This is a genomic window from Streptomyces sp. NPDC059917 (assembly GCF_042730635.1).
Taxonomy (GTDB): Bacteria; Actinomycetota; Actinomycetes; order Streptomycetales; family Streptomycetaceae; genus Streptomyces.
Genome location: NZ_JBHWLC010000001.1, coordinates 44,243 through 64,713 on the forward strand (window position 1 = coordinate 44,243; position 20,471 = coordinate 64,713).

The 20,471-nt window shown below is 69.6% G+C and carries 15 protein-coding genes; 7 read left to right on the plus strand and 8 right to left on the minus strand.

Annotated features, from left to right (window positions below):
* Nucleotides 1–67: 67 nt before the first annotated feature.
* The 3 genes from ACFWAR_RS00195 (at nt 68) to ACFWAR_RS00205 (ending at nt 4,359) form a co-directional block, all read left to right on the plus strand.
* Nucleotides 68–2,068, plus strand: a complete 2,001-nt coding sequence (locus ACFWAR_RS00195) for an ATP-binding protein (protein ID WP_385771991.1) — start codon at nt 68–70, stop codon at nt 2,066–2,068.
* Between the two features lie 662 nt (nt 2,069–2,730).
* Nucleotides 2,731–3,486 carry a hypothetical protein gene (locus ACFWAR_RS00200; RefSeq protein ID WP_385771992.1) on the plus strand — a complete coding sequence of 252 codons (756 nt, stop codon included), beginning with the start codon at nt 2,731–2,733 and terminating at the stop codon, nt 3,484–3,486.
* Between the two features lie 468 nt (nt 3,487–3,954).
* Nucleotides 3,955–4,359, plus strand: a complete 405-nt coding sequence (locus tag ACFWAR_RS00205; RefSeq protein ID WP_385771993.1) for a transglycosylase SLT domain-containing protein — start codon at nt 3,955–3,957, stop codon at nt 4,357–4,359.
* A 439-nt stretch (nt 4,360–4,798) separates the two neighbouring features.
* Here the strand turns inward: ACFWAR_RS00205 and ACFWAR_RS00210 are convergent, their stop codons facing one another.
* The 5 genes from ACFWAR_RS00210 to ACFWAR_RS00230 form a co-directional block, all read right to left on the minus strand.
* A complete protein-coding gene (locus ACFWAR_RS00210) occupies nt 4,799–5,203 on the minus strand; it encodes a hypothetical protein (RefSeq protein ID WP_385771994.1) in 405 nt (134 codons plus the stop codon).
* A gap of 230 nt (nt 5,204–5,433) precedes the next feature.
* Entirely contained in the window at nt 5,434–5,919 is a 486-nt protein-coding gene (locus tag ACFWAR_RS00215; RefSeq protein WP_385771995.1) for a barstar family protein, read from the minus strand.
* Nucleotides 5,920–5,951: 32 nt separating this feature from the next.
* The gene (locus ACFWAR_RS00220) at nt 5,952–6,320 is read right to left on the minus strand and encodes a hypothetical protein (protein ID WP_385771996.1); all 369 of its coding nucleotides are present in this window, start codon (nt 6,318–6,320) and stop codon (nt 5,952–5,954) included.
* A 139-nt stretch (nt 6,321–6,459) separates the two neighbouring features.
* Nucleotides 6,460–6,900: a hypothetical protein gene (locus ACFWAR_RS00225; RefSeq protein ID WP_385771997.1), complete on the minus strand. Its 441-nt coding sequence runs from the start codon at nt 6,898–6,900 to the stop codon at nt 6,460–6,462.
* Between the two features lie 482 nt (nt 6,901–7,382).
* A complete protein-coding gene (locus ACFWAR_RS00230) occupies nt 7,383–8,522 on the minus strand; it encodes a PucR family transcriptional regulator (RefSeq protein WP_385771998.1) in 1,140 nt (379 codons plus the stop codon).
* An 87-nt stretch (nt 8,523–8,609) separates the two neighbouring features.
* On the opposite strand from ACFWAR_RS00230, the gene ACFWAR_RS00235 reads away from it, so the two are divergent.
* Nucleotides 8,610–9,674 (plus strand): ferredoxin reductase, encoded by a 1,065-nt coding sequence (locus tag ACFWAR_RS00235; RefSeq protein ID WP_385771999.1) that lies wholly within the window; start codon nt 8,610–8,612, stop codon nt 9,672–9,674.
* Nucleotides 9,675–9,681: 7 nt separating this feature from the next.
* Complete coding sequence (locus ACFWAR_RS00240) at nt 9,682–10,800, plus strand: fatty acid desaturase family protein (RefSeq protein ID WP_385772000.1); 1,119 nt, start codon at nt 9,682–9,684, stop codon at nt 10,798–10,800.
* Between the two features lie 379 nt (nt 10,801–11,179).
* On the opposite strand, the gene ACFWAR_RS00245 is transcribed toward ACFWAR_RS00240, so the two are convergent.
* The 3 genes from ACFWAR_RS00245 to ACFWAR_RS00255 form a co-directional block, all read right to left on the minus strand.
* Nucleotides 11,180–11,800: a hypothetical protein gene (locus ACFWAR_RS00245; protein ID WP_385772001.1), complete on the minus strand. Its 621-nt coding sequence runs from the start codon at nt 11,798–11,800 to the stop codon at nt 11,180–11,182.
* Nucleotides 11,801–12,371: 571 nt separating this feature from the next.
* A complete protein-coding gene (locus ACFWAR_RS00250) occupies nt 12,372–12,977 on the minus strand; it encodes a hypothetical protein (RefSeq protein ID WP_385772002.1) in 606 nt (201 codons plus the stop codon).
* Between the two features lie 636 nt (nt 12,978–13,613).
* Entirely contained in the window at nt 13,614–13,751 is a 138-nt protein-coding gene (locus ACFWAR_RS00255) for a hypothetical protein (RefSeq protein ID WP_385772003.1), read from the minus strand.
* Between the two features lie 303 nt (nt 13,752–14,054).
* On the opposite strand from ACFWAR_RS00255, the gene ACFWAR_RS00260 reads away from it, so the two are divergent.
* Together ACFWAR_RS00260 and ACFWAR_RS00265 are read left to right on the plus strand one after the other, a co-directional pair.
* Nucleotides 14,055–15,857 carry a tetratricopeptide repeat protein gene (locus ACFWAR_RS00260; protein WP_385772004.1) on the plus strand — a complete coding sequence of 601 codons (1,803 nt, stop codon included), beginning with the start codon at nt 14,055–14,057 and terminating at the stop codon, nt 15,855–15,857.
* Between the two features lie 126 nt (nt 15,858–15,983).
* Complete coding sequence (locus tag ACFWAR_RS00265) at nt 15,984–20,471, plus strand: CHAT domain-containing protein (RefSeq protein ID WP_385772005.1); 4,488 nt, start codon at nt 15,984–15,986, stop codon at nt 20,469–20,471.

A 20,471-nucleotide genomic window follows, 5' to 3' on the forward strand; every position in this document is an offset into this window, starting at 1 on the left:
GCGCCAGCTGCCACGGGCCGTCACCCACTTCACGGGCCGCCAAGCCGAACTGGACACCCTCGACACGTTGCTCGGCACCCGGGACGACACCCCGTCGGTGGGGACGGTACTCATCTCCGCCATCGCCGGCACGGGTGGAGTCGGCAAGACCTCCCTCGCTCTGCAGTGGGCCCACCGCGCCCGGCACCGCTTCCCCGACGGCCAGCTGTGGGTCAACCTGCACGGCTATGACGCCGGCCCACCCCCCTCCACCGACCAGGTACTCGACTCGTTCCTCACCGAGCTGGGCGTGGCGCCCGACCGGATCCCGCGCACGACCGACGCCAAAGCCGCTCTCTACCGCTCACTCCTGGCCGGACACCGGACGCTGATCGTCCTCGACAACGCCGCCACACCCGAACAGATCAGACCCCTGCTGCCTGGTGAACCTGGCTGCCTCGTCATGGTCACCTCACGCAGCCGACTTTCCGGCCTCATCGCCCGCGACGGCGCCCACCGCATCAGCCTCGACATCCTCACTCCCGCCGAATCCCACACCTTGTTGGCCGAGATCATCGGTACCGACCGCGCCCACCGGGAACCGGAGGCCACCGCCCAACTGGCCCACCACTGTGCGCACCTGCCCCTCGCCCTGCGGATCGCCGCCGAACGCGTCGCCGCCCGCCCCCACCTCACCATCGCCGATTTCGTCCACGACCTGACGACCGAACATCAGCGCCTGAACGAACTGGCCACCGACGACGAGACCACCGCGGTACGCGGCGTCCTCTCCTGGTCGTACCACGCCCTGCCCGAGGAAGCCGCCCACGCCTTCCGCCTCCTCGGACTTCAGCCCGGTCCCGGCATCAGCCTGGCCGCCGCCACCGCCCTCACCGGCACCACCCGCACCACGACCCGCCGCCTGATGGACACTCTGGTCGGAGTGCACCTGCTCACCGAAACCACAGCCGGGCGCTACCAGTTCCACGATCTGCTGCGCGACTACGCCGCCGAATGCGCGACCGCCGACGAACCCTCCCCCTCCCGCGATGCCGCGACCAGCAGGCTGTACACCTGGTACCTCCACACCGCTCACGCAGCCCTCTACGCCTACTACCCCCAACACCCCGAGATCCCCCTCGACCCACGACCTGCAAACTGCCACCCACTGGCCTTCACCGACCGCGACCACGCCCATGCCTGGTTCACTGCCGAACACACCACCCTGGTCCACCTCGTCCACCAAGCCGCGTCAGTCGGGCAGCACACAGTGGGATGGCAGCTCCCCAACGCGATCGACTGCTACCTGGGCAGTAGTCAGCACAGAGTCGACCAAGAGGCCGTGCACCGGATGGGCCTGGCCTGCGCCCAGTATCTCGACCACCAAGGCGGCCAGCGGTGGGCATATGGGCATCTCGGCGAGGCACTGCAGGGCGCACGCCGGCATGAGGAAGCGATCGTCTGCTTCCAACGAGTGGTGGAGATCGCTCGACACATCGGAGACGCTTTCGGCGAAGGCGCCGGTCTGGGGGACCTCTCACGCTCGTACAACGAGCTCGGCCGACATGCGGAGGCGGCCGACCACAGTCGGCGAGCCCTTGATATCTATCGGTCCATCGGTCATCAACGGAATCAGGGCGTGAGCCTCAGCAACCTCGCCAATGCTCTGCACGGCCTGGGACAAAGCGACCGGGCCTTGGTCCACATGGAGGATGCCATCGACGTCGCCAGCAGGATCGGCGACGTTGCACTGCGATCCCTGTCAGTCCAACGACTGGCCTGGATCCTCCACGAGCTGGGCCGCACCGACGACGCCATCACCGCCATGCAACAGGCCGCAGACCTCATTCGATCATTCGGCACGGACTACTACTACGCGGAGATCCTTCGCGATCTGGGCGATCTCCACAACCGTGCGGGCTCACCCGACCGGGCAGCTCGTGCCTGGCAGGAAGCCTTCTACATCTTGGATGATCTCGACCCCAACGAGGCAGCTGCCATCCGTCAACGCCTCGACACCCTGGATCACGCCGAACCCGACGAACGGTCACCATCGCCCGCTGACGGCGCCGGCCCGGGGCACGGGTAGGCGCCGAAGCCGATGGCCCCGACGGCGATAGCCGCTTTCCAGGCCGCGGCTTCGGGGCCGCGCCCTCTTGGCAGACCGCCCCCTCGGTCCGGTCAGGTCCGGTCCGAGGCCGAGGCCGAGCGCTTGGCCCGCGCGGTCGCCGCGTACGGGCGCCGGCTCGCGGAAGGCGTCGGGTGTTGCCGATGTCCGTGTCCTACTGCGGGGTGCTGGGCCGGTGGTCAGGCCCGTGGGCAGGTGGGGATCAGAGCCCGATAGGGGGGCACCGACATGATGCTCGCCGGCCCTCCGGGGCCATCCGGGCGTTACCGACGATGAACGACGACCCATGGCACCCTCGCGTTCGGCGTGTACGTCGGACGTGCCGGTCATCGCCCCACACAGTGGGAGGAGCGGTCCGGGAGATCCTGACCGAAGTGGGCGATCGGACGCGCTGCTTCGTGACGCGGAGTTCGACTCACCTCTGCTCGTCACGGCAGATTTGGCAGGCAGGCAGGCAGGCAGGCAGGCAGGCAGGCAGGCAGGCAGGCCGAGCCGAGAGGTGTCAGGCGTCCGCGTGGACAACCCGCGCGCTCGGCGGTACCTGCGGGTGGGCCCGCAGTGTCCGTGCCGGGACCGCGGTCAGTAGATCGTCGGTGTTGCTGGAGATGCGGCAGGAGGAACAGATGGATCGCACGCACCGCGGGCGCGGCCGGCAGCGGCTGAGGATTCGGGCGTCCGACCGGCGGATCCGCCGGGAGGGCGAGAAGGACGACCCGAAGGCCGCGACACCGTCATGGATGGTGAGAACCGGCGTGATCGTGACCATTGCCGCAAGCATCGCCGGCCTCCTCACGACCGGCATCGGAACGCTGTTCAGCTCCCGGGTGGCACAGGACCAGCTAAGGCAGTCGCGGGACGACGCGGAGGAGAAGCGGCGCCAGCAGGCGGCGCGGGTCTCCTTCTGGGTCGAGGAGCCACCTGACGGCAAGGCGCGCGTGCACCTGATGAACAGATCACTCGACCCGGTCACCTACGTGAACCTGGCCTTCGTCGCCGTGCTCCCAGGGCGCCCCGTCGGGCACCAGACCGCTACCTTCGGCGTCTTTCTGGCAGGCGTGCAGCCGTGCTCCGAGCTGATGTTCTCGCAAGACGACATGAGCTACACCGAAGCGAATCTCCCGCTGTCCTACCACCCGCCCTACGACGAGAACCCGCCCCGAGGCCAGACTTGGCACGACCTCGAAGCACGGCCCACGCTCATGACGACGAAGGTCCGTTTCACGGATCGTGACGGCGTCCTGTGGGAACGCAAGGGCGGCCGCCTGGCGCAGGTGCAGCAGGACCCCCTCCCCGTCCTCCTGGCAAACCCGGACGTCGGGCTGGAGGGGGTGGTGCGGAACGTGAAGCCACAGGCTCTCCAGTCCTGCGACAAGAGCTGACGAGCGGCGTGAGGCGCCATGGAACGCGGCCCTCGACGCACCGGTCACCTTCGATACGGGGGCCGAACCCACCCGGGAGCCTTCCCTGAAACGGGTATGAATGGCTACTTAGGGTGACATTCGGGCTCTGGGTGGTGACCCGACCCACAGGACCCAGGTCACATACGAAGCGGGTTCGTAGTCCCCGTACGCCCCGTCCCGGCGCCCTCGTACCTGCTCCCGCCTGCGCGGATGCCGCCCGGGCCGCGGGGGTCGTTGCTCCTCGCCTGCGAGGGACGCTAGTACGCGACGTCGTTGCCAGGGCCCGGGAAGCCCCGTAGAACTGGATGAGTCGCAAGGCGGACGGAGATCTACCGGGCTCACCCCCGGCCTCCCGCTCCCGCCGATGATCCCCTCTCCACCGCGTGAGTGGCTCACGCATGTCCTCGGCATGCGGCGACCGTCCCCGTCCCCTTCGGAAGGCCCTCCGTGTCCAACGCCGTCATCCGCCGCATCGCCGCTTCCAAGAAGACCCTCGCGGGTACCGTCCTCGCCCTGGGCGTCGCCGGTTCCATGCTGGCCGCGGTTCCCGCGCAGGCCGCCCCGATGAGCGCCAAGGCGATCGCCCAGCAGATGATCAAGGACCCGGCGCAGTTCGCGGCGTTCAACCAGATCATTTCCCGCGAGAGCGGATGGGACCACACCGCCACGAACGCCTCCTCCGGCGCGTACGGCCTGGTCCAGGCACTGCCGGCCTCGAAGATGGCCTCGGCGGGCCCCGACTGGAAGACCAACCCGGCCACCCAGATCAAGTGGGGCCTGGACTACATGAACTCCCGCTACGGCAGCCCCGTCGGCGCGTGGAACTTCTGGCAGAACCACCACTGGTACTAAGCCACCAGCGGACAGCACACGCACAGACGCGCGAGACAGCTCGGCCGGGAGTCCCCGGCCGAGCTTCCTTGCGTCCACGGCCGCCGAACCCCCCTGTCGTGAACTGCCGGGCCACGATGTGATGGCGGCACGGCGAACTCGACAGCGGCCCGTCTCGTCATCGGGCCTCGTCCGTGGACCTTCAGGCGTCGTGGTCACCGGCGTGGTCGTGCAGGCGTTGGTCCAGGTCGCTCGCCCAGCGTTGGGCCCAGGAGCGCAGCTCAGCTCAGCCGTTTCGTCCTCGGTGAGGCCGTACGCCGCGAACTCCTCGTCGTCCGCCCCGTCCGCGCCGGCGAGGCGGTCGCGCAGGTCCTGGAGGCGGAACTCGTCGCGGCCGTGCCGCTCACCGAGGCGTTGTACCCACCGGTGATCACCAGGGGGTACGGCGCACCGATGTCGATCACGGCGGCCGGGAGGCGGCGGTGCAGGTCGCTCGGATTCGTGCGGTGGTGGTCCGCGCCGCGGCGCGTTCGGGGAACGCGCCTTCCCAGAGCTCGCGCAGGCGTCTGCTGACCAGGGTGCACAGGACGGGCCACTGGGCGAGGAGCGGTTCGCGGTTGAGCAGGGCCGCGAGGTCTTCGCGCCGGCCTTCGGCCAGGACGGTGCGGTAGAGCCCCATGCGCAGCCGCGGGCGGTCCAGGTCGTAGGAGCGCAGCCCGGACCAGGCGACGTGCAGGGGCAGGTCGACCATGCCGTGGCGGGGGCCTTCGAGTTCCTCCAGCGAGGCGGGCAAGCGGTCGGCGTACCGGGCGCGGAGCACCTCGGCCGTCGAGGGCGCCGCGCTGCTGAAGGAGGACATGACCATGAACCGGACTATCCCGCGTCCCGCCAGCCCCCGGTACCGCAGACGCGCACAGCGCCCCACGGATTGCACCGACATCCCACTCGCGGTCCACGGGCGGTACGGCGTCTGGCGGCGCCGCGGTACGACGGCAGGGGCAGTCAATCTTGGCGAGATGTCTGTCGCCGTCGGCCGCACCGAAACGATCCACCCTGGTGGCGATCAGCTCGCGCAAGGCATCGGCTCGGAGGAGGTCAGCGATTCTTGAAGCGCTCTCCGAGCTGTCCCGCGAAGGTCGCAGATGACTTCTCGCTGCAGGACAGGACGATGGAGATCGTGCTGAGGGTTACACCTTCGGGTCGTTTGGTATACGACCGCTGCTTACCGGCTCGCCATAGAGCGCTGAAGAACTCCTCGCGCGCGTCATCGTCATCGGCGAGAACTTCATCGGCGGATTCGACGATCACGATGCAGTAGTCCGAAGAAAGCCACTCGAGATCGCGAAGGCAATCGTAAAAGGCGTCCCAATTCCATCCGAAGTATTCCGGGAACTTCAGCGATTCGGAAAACTGTTGGAATGTGGACACCTCGTCGACCATGTCCTTGCCGCTCAGGCGTGCCACATGGACTCGGCCCGATGTGGGCAGGAGTTGATCGAGGGGGGCGCCACCGCCTGTGGTGACATGCATCCACGGGGCGATGTGGAACGCCGATGTGTCTTCTGTCGTCAATTCGCCCATCTCGGACTTCTTCCCCCGCTCCCCGTTCCCGCTCATCGGGATCCCGCGAGGCCGACGGCGACCGCATCCCGGTCGGCATCCCCCTGTGCCCGCGCGAAGGCGCCCGGCGTCTCCTCGTCGGAGAACGCGCAGATCCACCGCACCCCGTCCTGGTCCGCGGTCCACAGGCTGCCGGACGTGTCGAGCGGCACGAGTGCGGCCGTACGCCGGAATTCACCGGCCGAATCCTCACATGCGCGGCTTTCCGCGTGCAATGTTGGCCGGACCTTATGGCCGGAACCCAGCCGACGCAACGTCAGGGTACGGTCCTCCTCAACCCGTCGATTTTCCGTCGGCGTGGTCATTTGCCAATTGGTAATGTCATGGGCGCTGCCGTGGAGGCGCTGTTCCAGGTCGCTCACCCAGCGCTGGGCAGCGGTCCGAGCTCCCCCTGGTGGCTGTGCGGGCTGCGGGCTGCGGCGTGACTCGGGCGCAGCCCTCTGCAGGGGCGAAAGCGCCGAGGCGCGTGCAGGGGACGCTCGGCACCTGGTGGCCCCTGCCCTATTCGGGATGAAGCACGCAGCGGATCCCGGTCAGGCTTTCGTTCAGCTCGCGAGCGCCCAGGGAGACGCGTTCGTCGGGATGCTGCGTCAGCTCCTCGCAGAGCCGCATCGCGGCGTCGCGGTCGCCGGCGTATATGGCGAATGAGTCGCGGATCGCCGTGTGGATCCAGTCGCCGTGGTTCGCGTCGGCGACTGCCAGTGCCGACGCGACGATCAGGAGCCCGGCCCTGTCCTGGCGTCGGAGCAAAGCTTCCGCGGTCGCCCGTGTGACGAGGGTGTCTTCGCGGTCGAGCACCAGCTCCAGCAGTGGATATACAGCCTCCTCCATCTCGGCGAAGCCTGCCAGAGCGCGACCGGCGTCGGCCCGGTCCCCGGAGTCGTTGCTCCGCCCGAGCTCACCGAGGGCCACGACAGCGGCGCGGCGCAGCGTACTGTTCACCAGCTTGCCCATCCTCTCCCGGAAATTCCGGCAAAAATCTCGAGCCCTCAGTGGTCAGCTGCTGCCGAGGAAACAGCCCGCAAGCGGTGGTGGCTTCTTCCGCGGTTCGGGGTATGTCATCGGCTTGGTGGGTGGGCCGATCCCGTTCTCTCTTGTCGTTCTGGTTGAGTTGCCCGCTTCGCACGCCGTCACGCTGCACTCGACGGCTGCGCTGCCACCACCCGCTTCGACGTGCTCCGGTCCGCCCTGCACGAACTCCTTGACCTGCGGCGACTGCATTCGTCGGCGGTTCAGGGCCGCTTTGTGCTCCCCGCCGACGCGGGGGTGGTCCGCCGGCGTATCCGGGAGGGGGACGTGACGCCGAGAACGAGGCACGATTCCTGGACTGGACTGGACTGGTCGGGGACCGCGGATACGGACGCGGGCGTGAACACGGACGCGGATGGAGGCGCCGACACGGGCGCGGACGATGGACGTACGCCTCAGCCGACCCGGACTCCGACCGCCAGCGTCAGTTCGAGGACCCGGTGCGGCGACCCGAGGTCCGGGAACAGCTCCCGCAGCTGTGACATCCGGTAGCGGACCGTCTGGGGGTGGACGAACAGCGCCGCCGCCACCTCGTCCCGCCTGCCCTGGTACAGCAGCCACGCCCGCAACGTCTCCTCCAGCCGCCGCGCGGTCGCGGCGGACAAGGTCCGCAGCGGTGCCAGGGCCCGGGCGCGCAGGTCCGCGAAGGCGTCCGCGTCGGCGCTCAGCACCAGCTCGGGCAGGTGGTCCTCGGTGTCGCGGATGTCGGGGGAGAGCGAGCGCGCGCGGACGGCCCGTGCGTACGAGGCGGACGCGCGCGTCCACGGCCGGGCCGGGCCGACCACGGCGGTGCGGTCCAGCAGCTGCCGCAGCAGGCGCGGCCGGTCGGCATCGGGGACGAGCAGCACGCCGGAGGCGTCCGGCAGGTCGTCGAGGACGAGGGTGCCCGGGTCGAGCGAGCGGTAGGCGGGCCGGGCCTGGGCGGCCGGCAGCAGGACCGCGGTCAGCGAGACCGGCGGCTGCCACCCGGCCCGCCCGGCGGCCGCGAGGAGCGCGTCCGGGCTCGCGCCGGCGAGGAGGTCGCGGGCCAGTTCTTCCAGGTGGCGCTCGTGGGCACGGCCCCGGGCGGCCAGTTCGTCGGCGTGGCCCGCGGCGCTCGCGGCGGAGAGCTCGTCGATGTAGGCGAAGGTCAGCTCGGCGAACTTCGCGACCTCGGCGGCGGGCAGACCCGCGGGTACGGCACCTGCGGCCAGCCCCCGCCAGGCCACGCGGGCGCCGACCCGGTAGGCGCTGAGCAGGGCGTCCATCGAACGGCCGTCGCGGACCTCGCCGCGCCCCAGCTCGTAGGCCGCCTCCCCGGCGTCGCCGCCCGTGGCGTTCCCGCTCGCGAGGTCCAGGTAGAGGCCCAGGGCGGTGCGGACGGCCCGGCGGATGGTGGCGCCCATGCGGCCGGAAAGGGCGTTGGCATAGGGCGGAACCTCGTCGATGATCGCCTGGACCACCTCGTCGGCGGTGGTCCTCAGCGCGGCCCGAATCGCGGCGACCGTCGCCTCGTCCAGGACCAGCTCGCTGGCCCTCCGGATTGCATGGCTCACGTTTTTGTTCCCTGCGAACAATTCGACCGATCAGATTCACGTCCTACGGACAGGACTTTACCCCCTCAAGCACACCAAGCTGGGGCCATGACGAGTGCAGCCCTCCGCAGTAGGGCGTGGAAACTGCTGGAGATGGTCACGACGCCGCTGCTGCCGTCGGACTACCTCGACCTGGTCAGCCCGCTGCGTGCGGGCGCCGACCTGCGGGGGCGCATCGAGGCCGTGCAGCCCGAGACGGGCGATGCCGCGACCATCGTGATCAAGCCGGGACAGGGCTGGCGCGGCCATACGGCCGGCCAGTACGTGCGGATCGGGGTCGACGTCGACGGGGTGCGCCTGTGGCGCGCCTACTCGGTCACCTCGCCGACGGACCGCGGCGACGGTCGGATCACGATCACCGTGAAGGCGATACCGGACGGCAAGGTCAGCAACCACCTGGTCCGCCAGGCGCGGCCGGGCACGCTGATCCAGCTCGACCAGGCGACGGGTGACTTCGTGCTGCCGCGGGCCAAGCCCGCCAAGGTGCTCTACCTGACGGCCGGCAGCGGCATCACGCCGGTGATGGGCATGCTGCGCGACACGGAGTTCGACGACGTCGTCCTGGTCCATTCCGCGCCGCGGCCGCAGGACGTGATCTTCCGCGGCGACCTGCACGACCTGGTCGCGGACAAGAAGCTGCGGCTCACCGAGGTGCACACGGACACGGACGGTGTGCTCGACATCGCCCGTCTCGCCGAACTGGTGCCCGACTGGGCCGAGCGCGAGACCTGGGCCTGCGGGCCCGCGGGCCTCCTCGACGCCGCCGAGGAGCACTGGGGCGCGCACGGGGTTCCGGAGCGCCTGCACACCGAACGCTTCCGCCCCGCCGTCGTCGTCACCGGGGACGGCGCCGACGGCGGCGCGGTCACCTTCGCCACCACCGGCACGACCGTCGACGCGGACGGCGCCACGCCGTTGCTGGACGTCGGCGAGGAGGCCGGGGTGCTCATGCCGTCCGGGTGCCGCATGGGCATCTGCTTCGGCTGCGTCATACCGCTCACGGCGGGCGCCGTCCGCGACCTGCGCACCGGCGAGATCACCGAGGCCGGACCGGGCGTCCTCATCCAGACCTGCGTGTCCGCCGCCGCGGGCCCTTGCGACATCGAACGGTAGGAGCACCTTGACCGCCATCGACCCCACCGCCCACCTGACCGCGGAGCAGATCGAGGAGCTCGGTCGCGAGCTGGACGCGATCCGCGACGAGGTGATCGCCAGCCGTGGTGCGAAGGACGCCGCCTACATCCGCAAGGTCATCTCGGCGCAGCGCAAGCTCGAACTGGCCAGCCGGGGTGTCCTGCTGTTCTCGCTCTTCCCGCCCGCGTGGCTGATCGGCACCGCCGGTCTGTCCGTGGCGAAGATCATGGAGAACATGGAGATCGGCCACAACGTCCTGCACGGCCAGTGGGACTGGATGCGCGACCCGAAGATCCACTCCACCACCTGGGACTGGGACCACGTCTCGCCGGCCGAGCAGTGGAAGCACTCGCACAACGAGCTGCACCACACCTACACCAACGTGATCGGCAAGGACAACGACCTCGGCTACGGCATCATGCGCGTCGACGAGGACCAGAAGTGGCACCCGTTCCACCTCGGCCAGCCGCTGTGGAACTTCCTCAACGCCTGTTTCTTCGAGTACGGCATCGCCGCCTACGACCTGGAACTCGGCAGGAACCTGAGCAAGCGCCGCCGCAAGAACCCGGAGTTCCGCGCGCGGGCCAGGGCCGTGGGTCGCAAGATCCGCAAGCAGGTGCTCAAGGACTACGTGATCCACCCGCTGCTGTCGGGCCCGTCGTTCCTCCCCACGCTCGCCGCCACCTTCACCGCGAACCTGGTCCGCAACATCTGGACCCACTCGGTCATCATGTGCGGGCACTTCCCCGAGGGCGTCCAGGTCTTCGAGCGCCGGTCGATCAACGGGGAGACCCGCGGCCAGTGGTACCTGCGCCAGATGATGGGCTCGGCGAACATCAGCGGCAGCAAGGCCATGCACTTCATGACCGGCAACCTGTCGCACCAGATCGAGCACCACCTGTTCCCGGACCTGCCGAGCAACCGGTACGCCGAGGTCGCGGTGAAGGTGCGCGCCCTGTTCGAGAAGTACGAGCTCCAGTACGTCACCGGGCCGCTGCCCAAGCAGGTGTACTCCGCCTGGCACAAGGTCTTCCGCCTCTCGCTCCCGAACAAGAAGCCCAAGGTCACGACGCCGGAGCGCGAACAGGAACTCGTCGCGGCCTGATCCCCGGTACGGGTCCAGCTCTCGCGGCCGTGACGGCGGCACCGACGGGTCCGTGAGACCCGTCGGCCGTCGAGGCGATGGGCGGCCGCGGCACCTGCGACACCAGACCGTACGGCACGGGGCCCGGGCGGTCCGATGCCCGGCTGCGCTGCGTGTCGACAGGGTGGGCGTTCCCGAAGCAAGCCCCATCGCTCGGCCTGCTCCCCGCACGCGTGGGGATGATCCGGAGGGCGAGGAAGCCGGCCGGAGGGAAGGGTCTGCTTCTCGCCACGAACTCGGCATCGACGCTTCGGCATCGCACGCGGCGACGACCGCACCACCTTTGCTGCTCCTGAGCAATGGCCCGATGCGCGGTGGCGTCCCGGACCGTGTAGGGGCTTCACCGCATGGGCGTAGTCCGGTTCAGGTGTGGATAGGCGTCGGTCGGGTTCTCGAATGGATAGGCATAGGCTTGCGAGCCCGGCCGTCCAGTGAGAAACACCGTGTTCATCACAAGGTGGGCAGCGATCTTGCGGTGGGTCTCGCGTCCCGCCGTCGCCAGTGCGGCTACTTCCTCAGAGCCAACGGCTCCCTCCGCATGGCGGTGGGCGGCGTCGACGATGTGCCGAGCGGATTCCGTGAGCACGTCGGCGAGCGGGCGCTGATACGGGCCGAGCGTGGCGTCGTCGGGCTGCCCTCGTCCGGAGAGCCGGTAGAGCGCCGTCGTGAACTCCTTCAGCTCAACCCGCACCTCCTCTTCGTACTGCTGGGCATTCACGGCGCGCCCCGCTTCCAGGTCAGCCAGGATCCGCTGCGCGTTGGTCCACCATGCCCGTACCGCGACCCGGGCCGTTGCCACGATCTCCAGCAGAAGCACTCGCTCGGCCCGGTCAGCAGCGACGGCTGCGGCAGCCGCGTCGTCACGTCGCTTGGCCCGTTGAACCCACAGTGCTCCTGCGACACCGAATCCGGCCCCGCCCAGCCCGCTGATCGTCGCGAGAATCGCTTCCCCCATCGCCATCCACCGATGATCCGGGCCCGCGCCGCCTCGCGACAAGCGGTGTACGAGGCCAATCCGGCTGAAGGCAGCTCACTTTCCGCCGGGCGAGCCAAGCCCGCGCTCATCAGCCCCGGGCGATGCCGTTCGCGACGACCGTGACGGGACGGCCTCCCTCGCCTTTCCGTCCGGTGGCTGGAAGGAGTCAGGTGAGAACTGCACGGGCGGGTCGGCAACCACGGCCGCGGCCTTGCTGACGGCTGCTCGAGGACCCGGTCGTCTGAGCCCACGGATCCGGCGGGTGGCCCCCGCGCTGCGCGCCGCGGTATCCACGTGGCGCGTACTCCAGGCAGTAACAGGCGCGGCCGGACGGGTCTGCTCCGTTACTCACGATCTCGTCTCATGACCCCGCCCTGACACGGACCCCGGAGAGCTCCCCGGAACGGCAACCGCGGCCCGGGCGTTGAGCAAGGGGGCTAGGTGGGGTGCTCCGGGGGCGAGGCCCGGGTGTGGGCCGGACACGCACCCGTATCCGGTGATCAGCCATCCGCCGGCGACAAGGCGCGCCACCTCGCAGACGCCGAGTCGGTGCCGGTCAGTACGCTTCCCCGCGCGCGGGGATCAAGTCCTTGCGGTAGTCGCCCTCGTCGAGGGCGCGTGCTTCGATCCGGAGCGCCTTGAACTTGCAGTTCATGCGACGAGTGAGCTCATCGAGCGCGTCCAGGTGCTCGTCCGTGAAGCTGGGAGCGATCCAGATCGCGGCGTACGCCTCGACTTCGATCGCGTAGGTGAGAAGCTTCCCGAGGTGCTCGTGGTCGGATGGATTGAGCTGATTCTCGATGACTACTCGTCGATCCCGGGCCCCGACCTTGATCCGAGCCAGCACGTCGATGCGATTCCGACGCTTCAGGGGGTGCTCGGTCCTGACCAGCCGAAGGGCCCCAGGAGGCATGTCGGCAGCCGTGCCGACCCTGTCGAGGTTCGCGGCCACCCACGGAGACAAGTCCTTCGCTTCGTTGGGGAAGACCTCTCTGAGCCTCCTCACTGGAGCGATCTTCATCACCGCTTCGCGATCCTTGCGTGCCTGCACGATCCGGGCCCAGTACTCGTCGCGCGAGTATCCGTGCTTCGCGTAGAACTCCTCGGCCGTGCCGACGAGTTGATCGAGCAGTTCACCGTTGAAGCTGTCGAACAATGTCATGCGGCAGAACGTAGGGCCAGGCACTGACAATGCGGGCCGAGGCGGACGATCTTGCCGGTACGGCACGTACAGCGCCGCGGGGACTGGGATAATCTTCGGCTGTTTCGCTGGGTGTCTGCCGTAGCGCGATGCGTCTCAGTTTCGTCCGGAGGCTGCGGACCAAGGTGGCAGTGGGCAACGCGGAACTTGACGCGGTGGAAACGCAATGGTGGGAGCTACGTGGCTCGGGCCGTGTGTGAGTGCCGAGTCGGTCACGGTGGCGTACGCGGAGCCGAAGCTGCGGCAGCTCCTGCCATGATCCACCGAGCACCGCTTCACCTGGGGTGTCCCGCACATCGGGCCGAGGTAGGCAGGTGCTTGTGACGCGGGGCACTACTGCGCCGACGGCCCCTCTCGCTCTGGCTGGGGGGTGACCGCTACGGTTCTCTCGCTCTGGCCGGGGTGGTGGGACCGCTGCGGTGTGGCAGACGGTTGCCCTGGGGCTGGAGCGTCTGCATGCCGGGTGTGGTCCTGCAGTCGTCGGGACTGGGAATCGGTTGGTGGAGCGGGAGATTGGTAAAACTGCTCCCCGCACCTGAGGGGATGGCGGCCCGCTGACCATTGGTGTGCCCGGCTCTCGACGAGGCCGCCAGATCCTCAGGCCGCCCGGCTCCCCCCGTTGTCGTCCTGACCGTTCTCGGCCCGGCGGCGGGCGCGGCGGATCTCAAGGGTGATGGCGAGGGCCGAGCCGATCAGGGAAAGGGTGTCGGCGGCGATGGCGAGGAGGTCTGTCACGGGTTCTGTCCTTCGGGTCGGGACCGCGGTGCGGTACGGGTCGAAGGCAGACGGTGCAGGGGAGTTGCGCTGTTCGGACCCTCTGGACCGGACAGCGCAGGTAGATTCCGGACAGAGCAGCGGTTGTCCCAAATGGACCGGACAATCGCGCGGCCCGTCCCGACGGTCGACCCGCCGTTGCGCGAACGTCGCCAGAGCGAGGCGGCCGCGCTGCTGGACCAGGCCGAGCACCCGCCCCGCGCCACCGCGAGGACCGGTCTGCCCGGGACGGGAGCGCCCGGGTCCGTAGAACTCGTCACGGCCATGGCGCAGCACATCGATACGTACGACCGGCTCACCCACGCCATGGAACAGCAGGCCCAGCTGCGCCAGGCCGCCGACAACTACGCACGGCTCTGCTGGATGTTGCTGGGCATCATCCAGTGGCTGGAGGCGCGGGGCGACCTGCTCGGCCAGGAACGGGACCGGCTTCCGGAGACCGCGGGCAGGGAGGTCCAGGCGGAGCTGGAAGCCAGGCTCGCGCGGACGCAGGCCCAACAGGCCACGGCCGACTCCGAGCTGGCCCGGGCCGAAGCGAGGCGGTTGCGGGCCGAGGAGCTCGCCACCCGCCTGCAGAAGCAGATCGTCGCACTCAACCACGAGCTCGACCGGCTATGCGGGAACGGTCCTCCCCTGAACGGCTTCCCGCTCGACCGGTCCCTGGCCGCGTCCCCCCTGCTCGGGCCGGAGTCGTCCTCGGTGGACCTGCAGGCCGACGACATCGATGCGGTGCTGGTCCGGGTGGCCACCGTCAGCGACACCGACGGCGACACCGTCGACCGCATCACCAGGGAAGTCGGCGAGGACGCCCCCGGACGGATCGGACGGATCGGACGAACCGAACGGAGCGACGACGTACCACCGATCCGGGAAGAGCTCGACGAGGACCCACTCACGTTGGTCGGGCTCTTGGGAATGGACGAGGTGGTGCAGAATTTCAGCCGGGCACTGCAGATCGACCCCGACGATGTCGTCGCTCTCACCGGCCGTGGCCTGAGGTACAGCGAGGGCAGGCAGTACGACCAAGCGCTCGTGGATCTCAACCACGCCCTGCGGGTCGAACCGGACTCCGCGACCGCGCTCTTTCACCGGGCCGGCGTCCTCAACCGGACCGACCGGCACGAGGAAGCACTGGCCGACCTCGACCGGGCACACGGGTTGCGGCCCGCCAACGCCTTCGTCCTCGCCCGCCGCGGCGACACCCACCTCGCCCTGAAACGGCTGCCCGCGGCGCTGGCCGACTTCACTCGCGCATGCGCCCTCGCGCCCGAAGACCTCTCGATACTCGCCCGCCGTGGTGATGCGAACAGTCGCTCGCACCGCTTCCTCGAGGCGCTCGACGACTTCACCCGCGTCATCGAGGCGGCCCCGGAGGATTTCCACACCCTGATGAAGCGGGGAGCGGCCCACATGAACCTCAGACGCTTCGACGAGGCTCTGCTCGACTTCGACCGGGCCCTGGCTCTCAAGCCGGGGTATCACGGGGCTCTCTTCCTGCGCGCCTACCTCCGTGCCCGGACGCACCGCTATCACGAGGCACTCGCCGATTTCGACCTGATGACGGCCATCACCTCCTTTCTCCCCGCGCTGGTCATCCGTGCCGAGGTCCATGCCCGCCTGGGACGCTTCGAGGACGCCCTCTCGGACGTCGATCAGGTGCTGGACCGCGGCACCCCCGAACTGCGCGTCCTCGTCCTCTGCATCCGGGCGTCCGTCTTCCTGCAGTGCGGATGCCTCGACGACGCGCTCGCCGACCTGGAAGAGGCGCTGAAGATCGACCCGAACTGCGCCAACGCGTACAGCTCTCGTGGGACCGCGTACCGGCGTCAAGGTCTCTTCGAGGAGGCGCTTGCCGACCATGACCGCGCGATGGCGATCGCTCCCCGAAGCCCCGAGGCGTCGGTCCACCGGGGCGAGACCTACCTCCTGATGGGCAGGTTCACGGCCGCCCTCGAAGACTTCGACCGGGCGCTCGCGCTCGACGCCCTCCATCCTGAGGCGCTCGCGGGAAGGAAGCGTGCGGAGTCGGCGCACCCCGGGGCCGCCGATGGCCAGGTCCCGGCCTGAGCCTGAAGTTCACCTTCGCGACCTCCGGATTCCGCGGGGAACTACGCGCGTCGCCCGTTCGTCTGTGAGTTCGGACGGCTGTGGGTTCTTGGGGAGAACACAGGGGGAGTCGTGCTTGGTCACACCATGCTGAAGGTTCTGGCGCGCGTCATGTACGACCGGCTCGACGAGCACGGGGACGAGCACGGGGACGGGGACGAGCACGGGGACAGGGATCTCGTAGCGGTCGAACGAGATCTCCGCCGGCTGTCGCTCCTGGCGCCGCGAGAACGCCGGGATGCCCTGAGCGCCCTCGCGCCCGAGGAGCGCCGCGAGCTGATGGTCAGCGCGTTCGCTTTCGGTGCGACGCGTGACGATCCATGGAACACCCGGTCCGACGCGAACCTGGTCGCTGCCTTGCTGGATGCCACCGCCGGCGTCATGGTCGTCGGTGCGGAAGCCGAGTGGGACGAGGCCCGCCGTGCGAAGGAGATGCTCACGGGCCAGGCGCAGTTGCTGCGGGCCGTCGAAGCCGATGCCGCGGGGAACCGGCCCGAGGCCCACCGGATGTTCACCCTCGCCCAGGCCCAGTGCGAGGAGGCGGAGGACTGGATCGCCCTGACGCTGGCTTCGCTGGGCGTGGTGGCCTGCGGAAGCGAGGCTCACCGTGCCGAGCGCGCGGTGATCGGCGAGGTGACCAGGCCGGTCTTCGACACGCTGGAACCCTGCCTGCGCCCACCGCACGAGCGGCGGCTGCGGCAGGCGTTCCTCATCCGGTACGAGGCCTTCGGCGTGGTGGAGGAGGCGTCACGGCTCGGTGACGCGGATGCCGTCCTGGCGCTGGCCGGTTCGTGGTTGGAGGGGAATCCTCCCGGCGCCCTGGTGGAGCTGATCCAGGCCTGGGCCGGCGAGATGCGGCGGGGTCTCGAGGACGGGGACGCCGACTGGGCCGTCACGTGGGCGGTACTGGGAGACCGACTGCTTCTCCCGGTCCGTACGGACTCGCCCTTGCAGAAACGACTCGCGCGCTACTTCTGCGACGACGGGAACGCGGACCGTGCCATCGCGGTACTTGAGTGGCTGGTCGCCGATGACCCCGGGGATCAGCACGCCCTGATATTCCTCTCGGACGTCCTTGTCGGCTCGGGCCGCGTGGACGAGGCCGTCGCCCTTCTGCGGTCACGTCTCTCGGATCCTCCCGCTCCAGGGGAGGAGGAAGTCCTGCGCGAGCTGGTCATACTGCTCGTGCACGAGGATTCCCCGGAATCCGAGGCGTGGGAGAGCGAGTACACCCGCCTCACCGGCACCGGCACCGGCATTCGAGGCATGTTGCCGACCGTGGGAGTCGCTGCCCCCACGCCCCAGCCGGCGTTCGCCCACTTCGAAGACGGACGGCTGACCGTCTCGTCGGACATCGACACAATCCCTCCGGGGGAGGCGACTCCGCAGATCTTTGCAGCCTACATAGCCGGGCTTCCCGACGGTCCCCAGCGGTTGCTCGACCTGGCCGAGCAGGATCCGCTCCTGGCGGCCGACGTGGCCCGCCTGCTCGGGGTGCCCTTGACCACCCGGGCTCACAGGGAGGCCGCGCCGCACATCCAGCGGGGAGAGCGGCACTTCCAACGGCGCGAGTACGTCGAGGCCGCCGTCTGCTACCGGCAAGCCCTGGAGGTCAACCCCGAGAGCGCCGGAACCCTCCTCATGCTGGGCGACGCCTACTACGCACTGCGGCACATGGGCCTGGCACGGGTGTACTTCCAGGAGTCCCTGGCCGTGCAAGAGAGCCCCATGGCCTGGCGTTTCCTGGGCGACACCTATCACGCGGAACAGGACGCGACGGAACGGGCACGCGCCTGCTACGAACGCGCCCTCAGCCTCGACCCGAACTACGGCGGTGCCAGAACAGCCCTCGGCGCATTGCCCCCACCGCCGAGACCCGAGGACGCGGCCGACGGCGAGACCGACGGAGAACCCGAGGCGGGCGAAGGGACCCCGCAGACCTTCAGCCCGCGCCCCGGCATCCCCCACGCGGCCTTCGCCGCCGGACCGGGCATCGAAGGCGGCCTGCCCGCCCAACTGGAGGCCGGCTTGAGACAGTCCCAGCCGGCTCTGGGCTCCCTGCTCGACTGTCTCCCCACCGATGAGGACTTCGCGCGCTGGCTCGCGGACGAGGCGCCCGAACACTGGTCCCGCGCGCTGCGGGCGCTCAGGCTCCTCGTCTACCAATGGTCGGCCAGGGGCACCGACCCCGAGCGGGCACTGCTGCTCGCCCGCCGGAGCGTACAGATCGTTCAGACACTCGACGGCCCCTGGCCCGCGGGCGATCCCGAGGACATGGGCAAGGCACGCCTCATGGCCGACAGTCTGAGGCAGCTCGCCTCGGTCAATATGGAGCTGGGACGCCACAGCGAGGCGTACGACCTCCTCAGGGCGGCAGAGCACTGGTCCGATGTCGACGAGGACGAGCGCATCCGGTCGGGCAGGGCGCAGAGGACCGGAGACGACCACTTCAGCGAGCGCCCGCGACGAGCTGCCGAGTACGAAACCCTGGCCGACGCGGCCCGCCGCAGCGGCGATGGCGCAGGGGCGGAGCACTACACCCGGCTGCGCCGCGAGCGCGAGGACGGCAGCCCGGTCACCGACCATCAGCGCCTGGTGCAGCTCGTCACCCACGGACTCGAGGCGTATCTGGAGAACAGTGACCCGGAGCGCGCGCTGCAGTGCCTCTACGCCGCGGAGCGACTCGCAGAGAGCGAAGCGGCCCGCGGCCCGGTCATGGTCGCCCTGGCCACGGTGCACCACGCCTTCGGCATCCTTCTCACCCGGCTCGACCTGCCTCGCCGGGCCCTGCACCATCTCGCCACGGCACGTGAACTGAACGCGGGCAACGCAGGCCGTCTGGCTCGGGACTGGATCGTCACCGCCGAGGCACTCGAACGCTGGCCCCACCTCGGCTCCGCCGTCCTGGCCTACGAACAGGTGCTGGTCCTCTCCTCGGTCCCCGGAACCATCGGGGACCGGCTCTTCTGGGCCCCCCGCCATGAGCCCACCTCTCCCACGGGGCGCCGCGTCATCGCACCCGAACGAGCCTGGAGCGTCGTCATGCCGATGGCCCACTCCGCATGGCGGGCCGGTGACCTCCACACCGCGACGGAGGCCCTGGAACTGGGCGCGGGCCTCGCGGAATTGGTACGCGCGGCACAGCCCGATCCGGATCTGCGCATGCGGATCCAGGACGAACGGGCCGCCGTCTTCGAACTGCTCACCCGGTTCCGCCTCGAGCTGGCGAACGATGCGGAGGAGGAGGCCGATCCGCATCTCGTCGCCGCGTACACCGCGTCCGAGCGGAAGCGGTCCCGGACCCTCCTCGACGCGATGAGCACCGCTCGCCTCCGAGCGCCCGCCGGAGTCCCGCGGCCGCTGCTCGACCGTGAGCGGGAGCTGCTGCGCGCACGCACCGAAGTCGAGAGCCACGCGGGGGTGGACTGGACACGCCATCACACGCTGACGGCCGAACTCGCCACCCTCTGGAACCACATGACGGCTTGCGGTCCGCAGGCCGCCGAGTACGCCGCGATCCGGCAGTCCGAGGTACTGCCCCCCGCCGACGTGATCGCTGAGCTGGCCGGGGAGTCCGTCGTCGTGGCGTCGTACGCGATCCTGGACGACGGCCAGATCGTCCTCTTCACGCTCAGCGGGGAGAACGGACTCCAGGTGGCCGCCGTGGACACCGACGGTCCGCGGACACTGCGCTTCATCGAGGACCATTTCGGCAGTACCGGACAGGTGCGCGAGATGGCCGAAGACATGCCGGGCCTGTTCCAGCACGTCCTGGGTCCGCTCGTCGCCCCGCTCGCCGCGGTGACCAGGCCCGGACAGACCATCCTGATCTGTCCCACCGGGGCCCTGCACCACGTCCCCTTCCACGCCCTGTCGGTGGCGGGGTTCCCCTCCCTTCTGGACCGCAACCCCGTCGGCTACCTGCCCACCGTGTCCCTGCTGCGTACCCTCAACCACCGCTCCCCCGCGACCGGCACCGGCGCCGTCATCCTGGGCGATCCCGGCCTGGACCTGCCGTACGCCCGTGCGGAGGCGACCGCTCTGGGAAGCCAGCTGGGTACGGTCCCGCTGCTGGGCCCGGCGGCCACGCGGGAGGAGGTCCTGCGCCGCGTACCGCACGCCTCCGTCTTCCACGCCGCCTGCCACGCCCGCTTCGACGCCGCGGATCCCCTCTCCTCCGGACTCGTTCTGGCCGGAGGAGTCCTGACGGCCCGCGACATCCTGCAGCAGGACTGGCACGGTGTCCGTCTCGCCGTCCTGTCGGCCTGCGAGACGGGCGTGGGCCGCACCAGCAGGACGGACGAGACCCTCGGCCTGAGCCGGTCGCTCCTCTTCGCCGGAGTGCGCTCGCTGGTGATGAGCCTGTGGCGGATACCCGACTCCACCACCGCCGCCATCATGGGCGACTTCCACGATCTGACCCTGGCCGGTGAAGCCCCCGCGCACGCCCTGCGGGTGGCCATGCTCGCCGCACGAGACCGCCCGGGCGGCGGCCGGATGGACCGGTGGGCAGCCTTCTGCCTCCTGGGCGACTGGCGAGCCCCGGCCCGTAGCACGCCCCGAGACGGAGACTGA

Excerpts from the sequence above, each read along its gene's own strand:
- ACFWAR_RS00200 (WP_385771992.1), top strand. The coding sequence starts at position 2,731 with ATGGATCGCACGCACCGCGGGCGCGGCCGGCAGCGGCTGAGGATTCGG.
- ACFWAR_RS00210 (WP_385771994.1), bottom strand. The coding sequence starts at position 5,203 with ATGGTCATGTCCTCCTTCAGCAGCGCGGCGCCCTCGACGGCCGAGGTG.
- ACFWAR_RS00215 (WP_385771995.1), bottom strand. The coding sequence starts at position 5,919 with ATGGGCGAATTGACGACAGAAGACACATCGGCGTTCCACATCGCCCCG.
- ACFWAR_RS00235 (WP_385771999.1), top strand. The coding sequence starts at position 8,610 with ATGACGAGTGCAGCCCTCCGCAGTAGGGCGTGGAAACTGCTGGAGATG.
- ACFWAR_RS00245 (WP_385772001.1), bottom strand. The coding sequence starts at position 11,800 with ATGGCGATGGGGGAAGCGATTCTCGCGACGATCAGCGGGCTGGGCGGG.
- ACFWAR_RS00250 (WP_385772002.1), bottom strand. The coding sequence starts at position 12,977 with ATGACATTGTTCGACAGCTTCAACGGTGAACTGCTCGATCAACTCGTC.
- ACFWAR_RS00260 (WP_385772004.1), top strand. The coding sequence starts at position 14,055 with ATGGCGCAGCACATCGATACGTACGACCGGCTCACCCACGCCATGGAA.
- ACFWAR_RS00265 (WP_385772005.1), top strand. The coding sequence starts at position 15,984 with ATGCTGAAGGTTCTGGCGCGCGTCATGTACGACCGGCTCGACGAGCAC.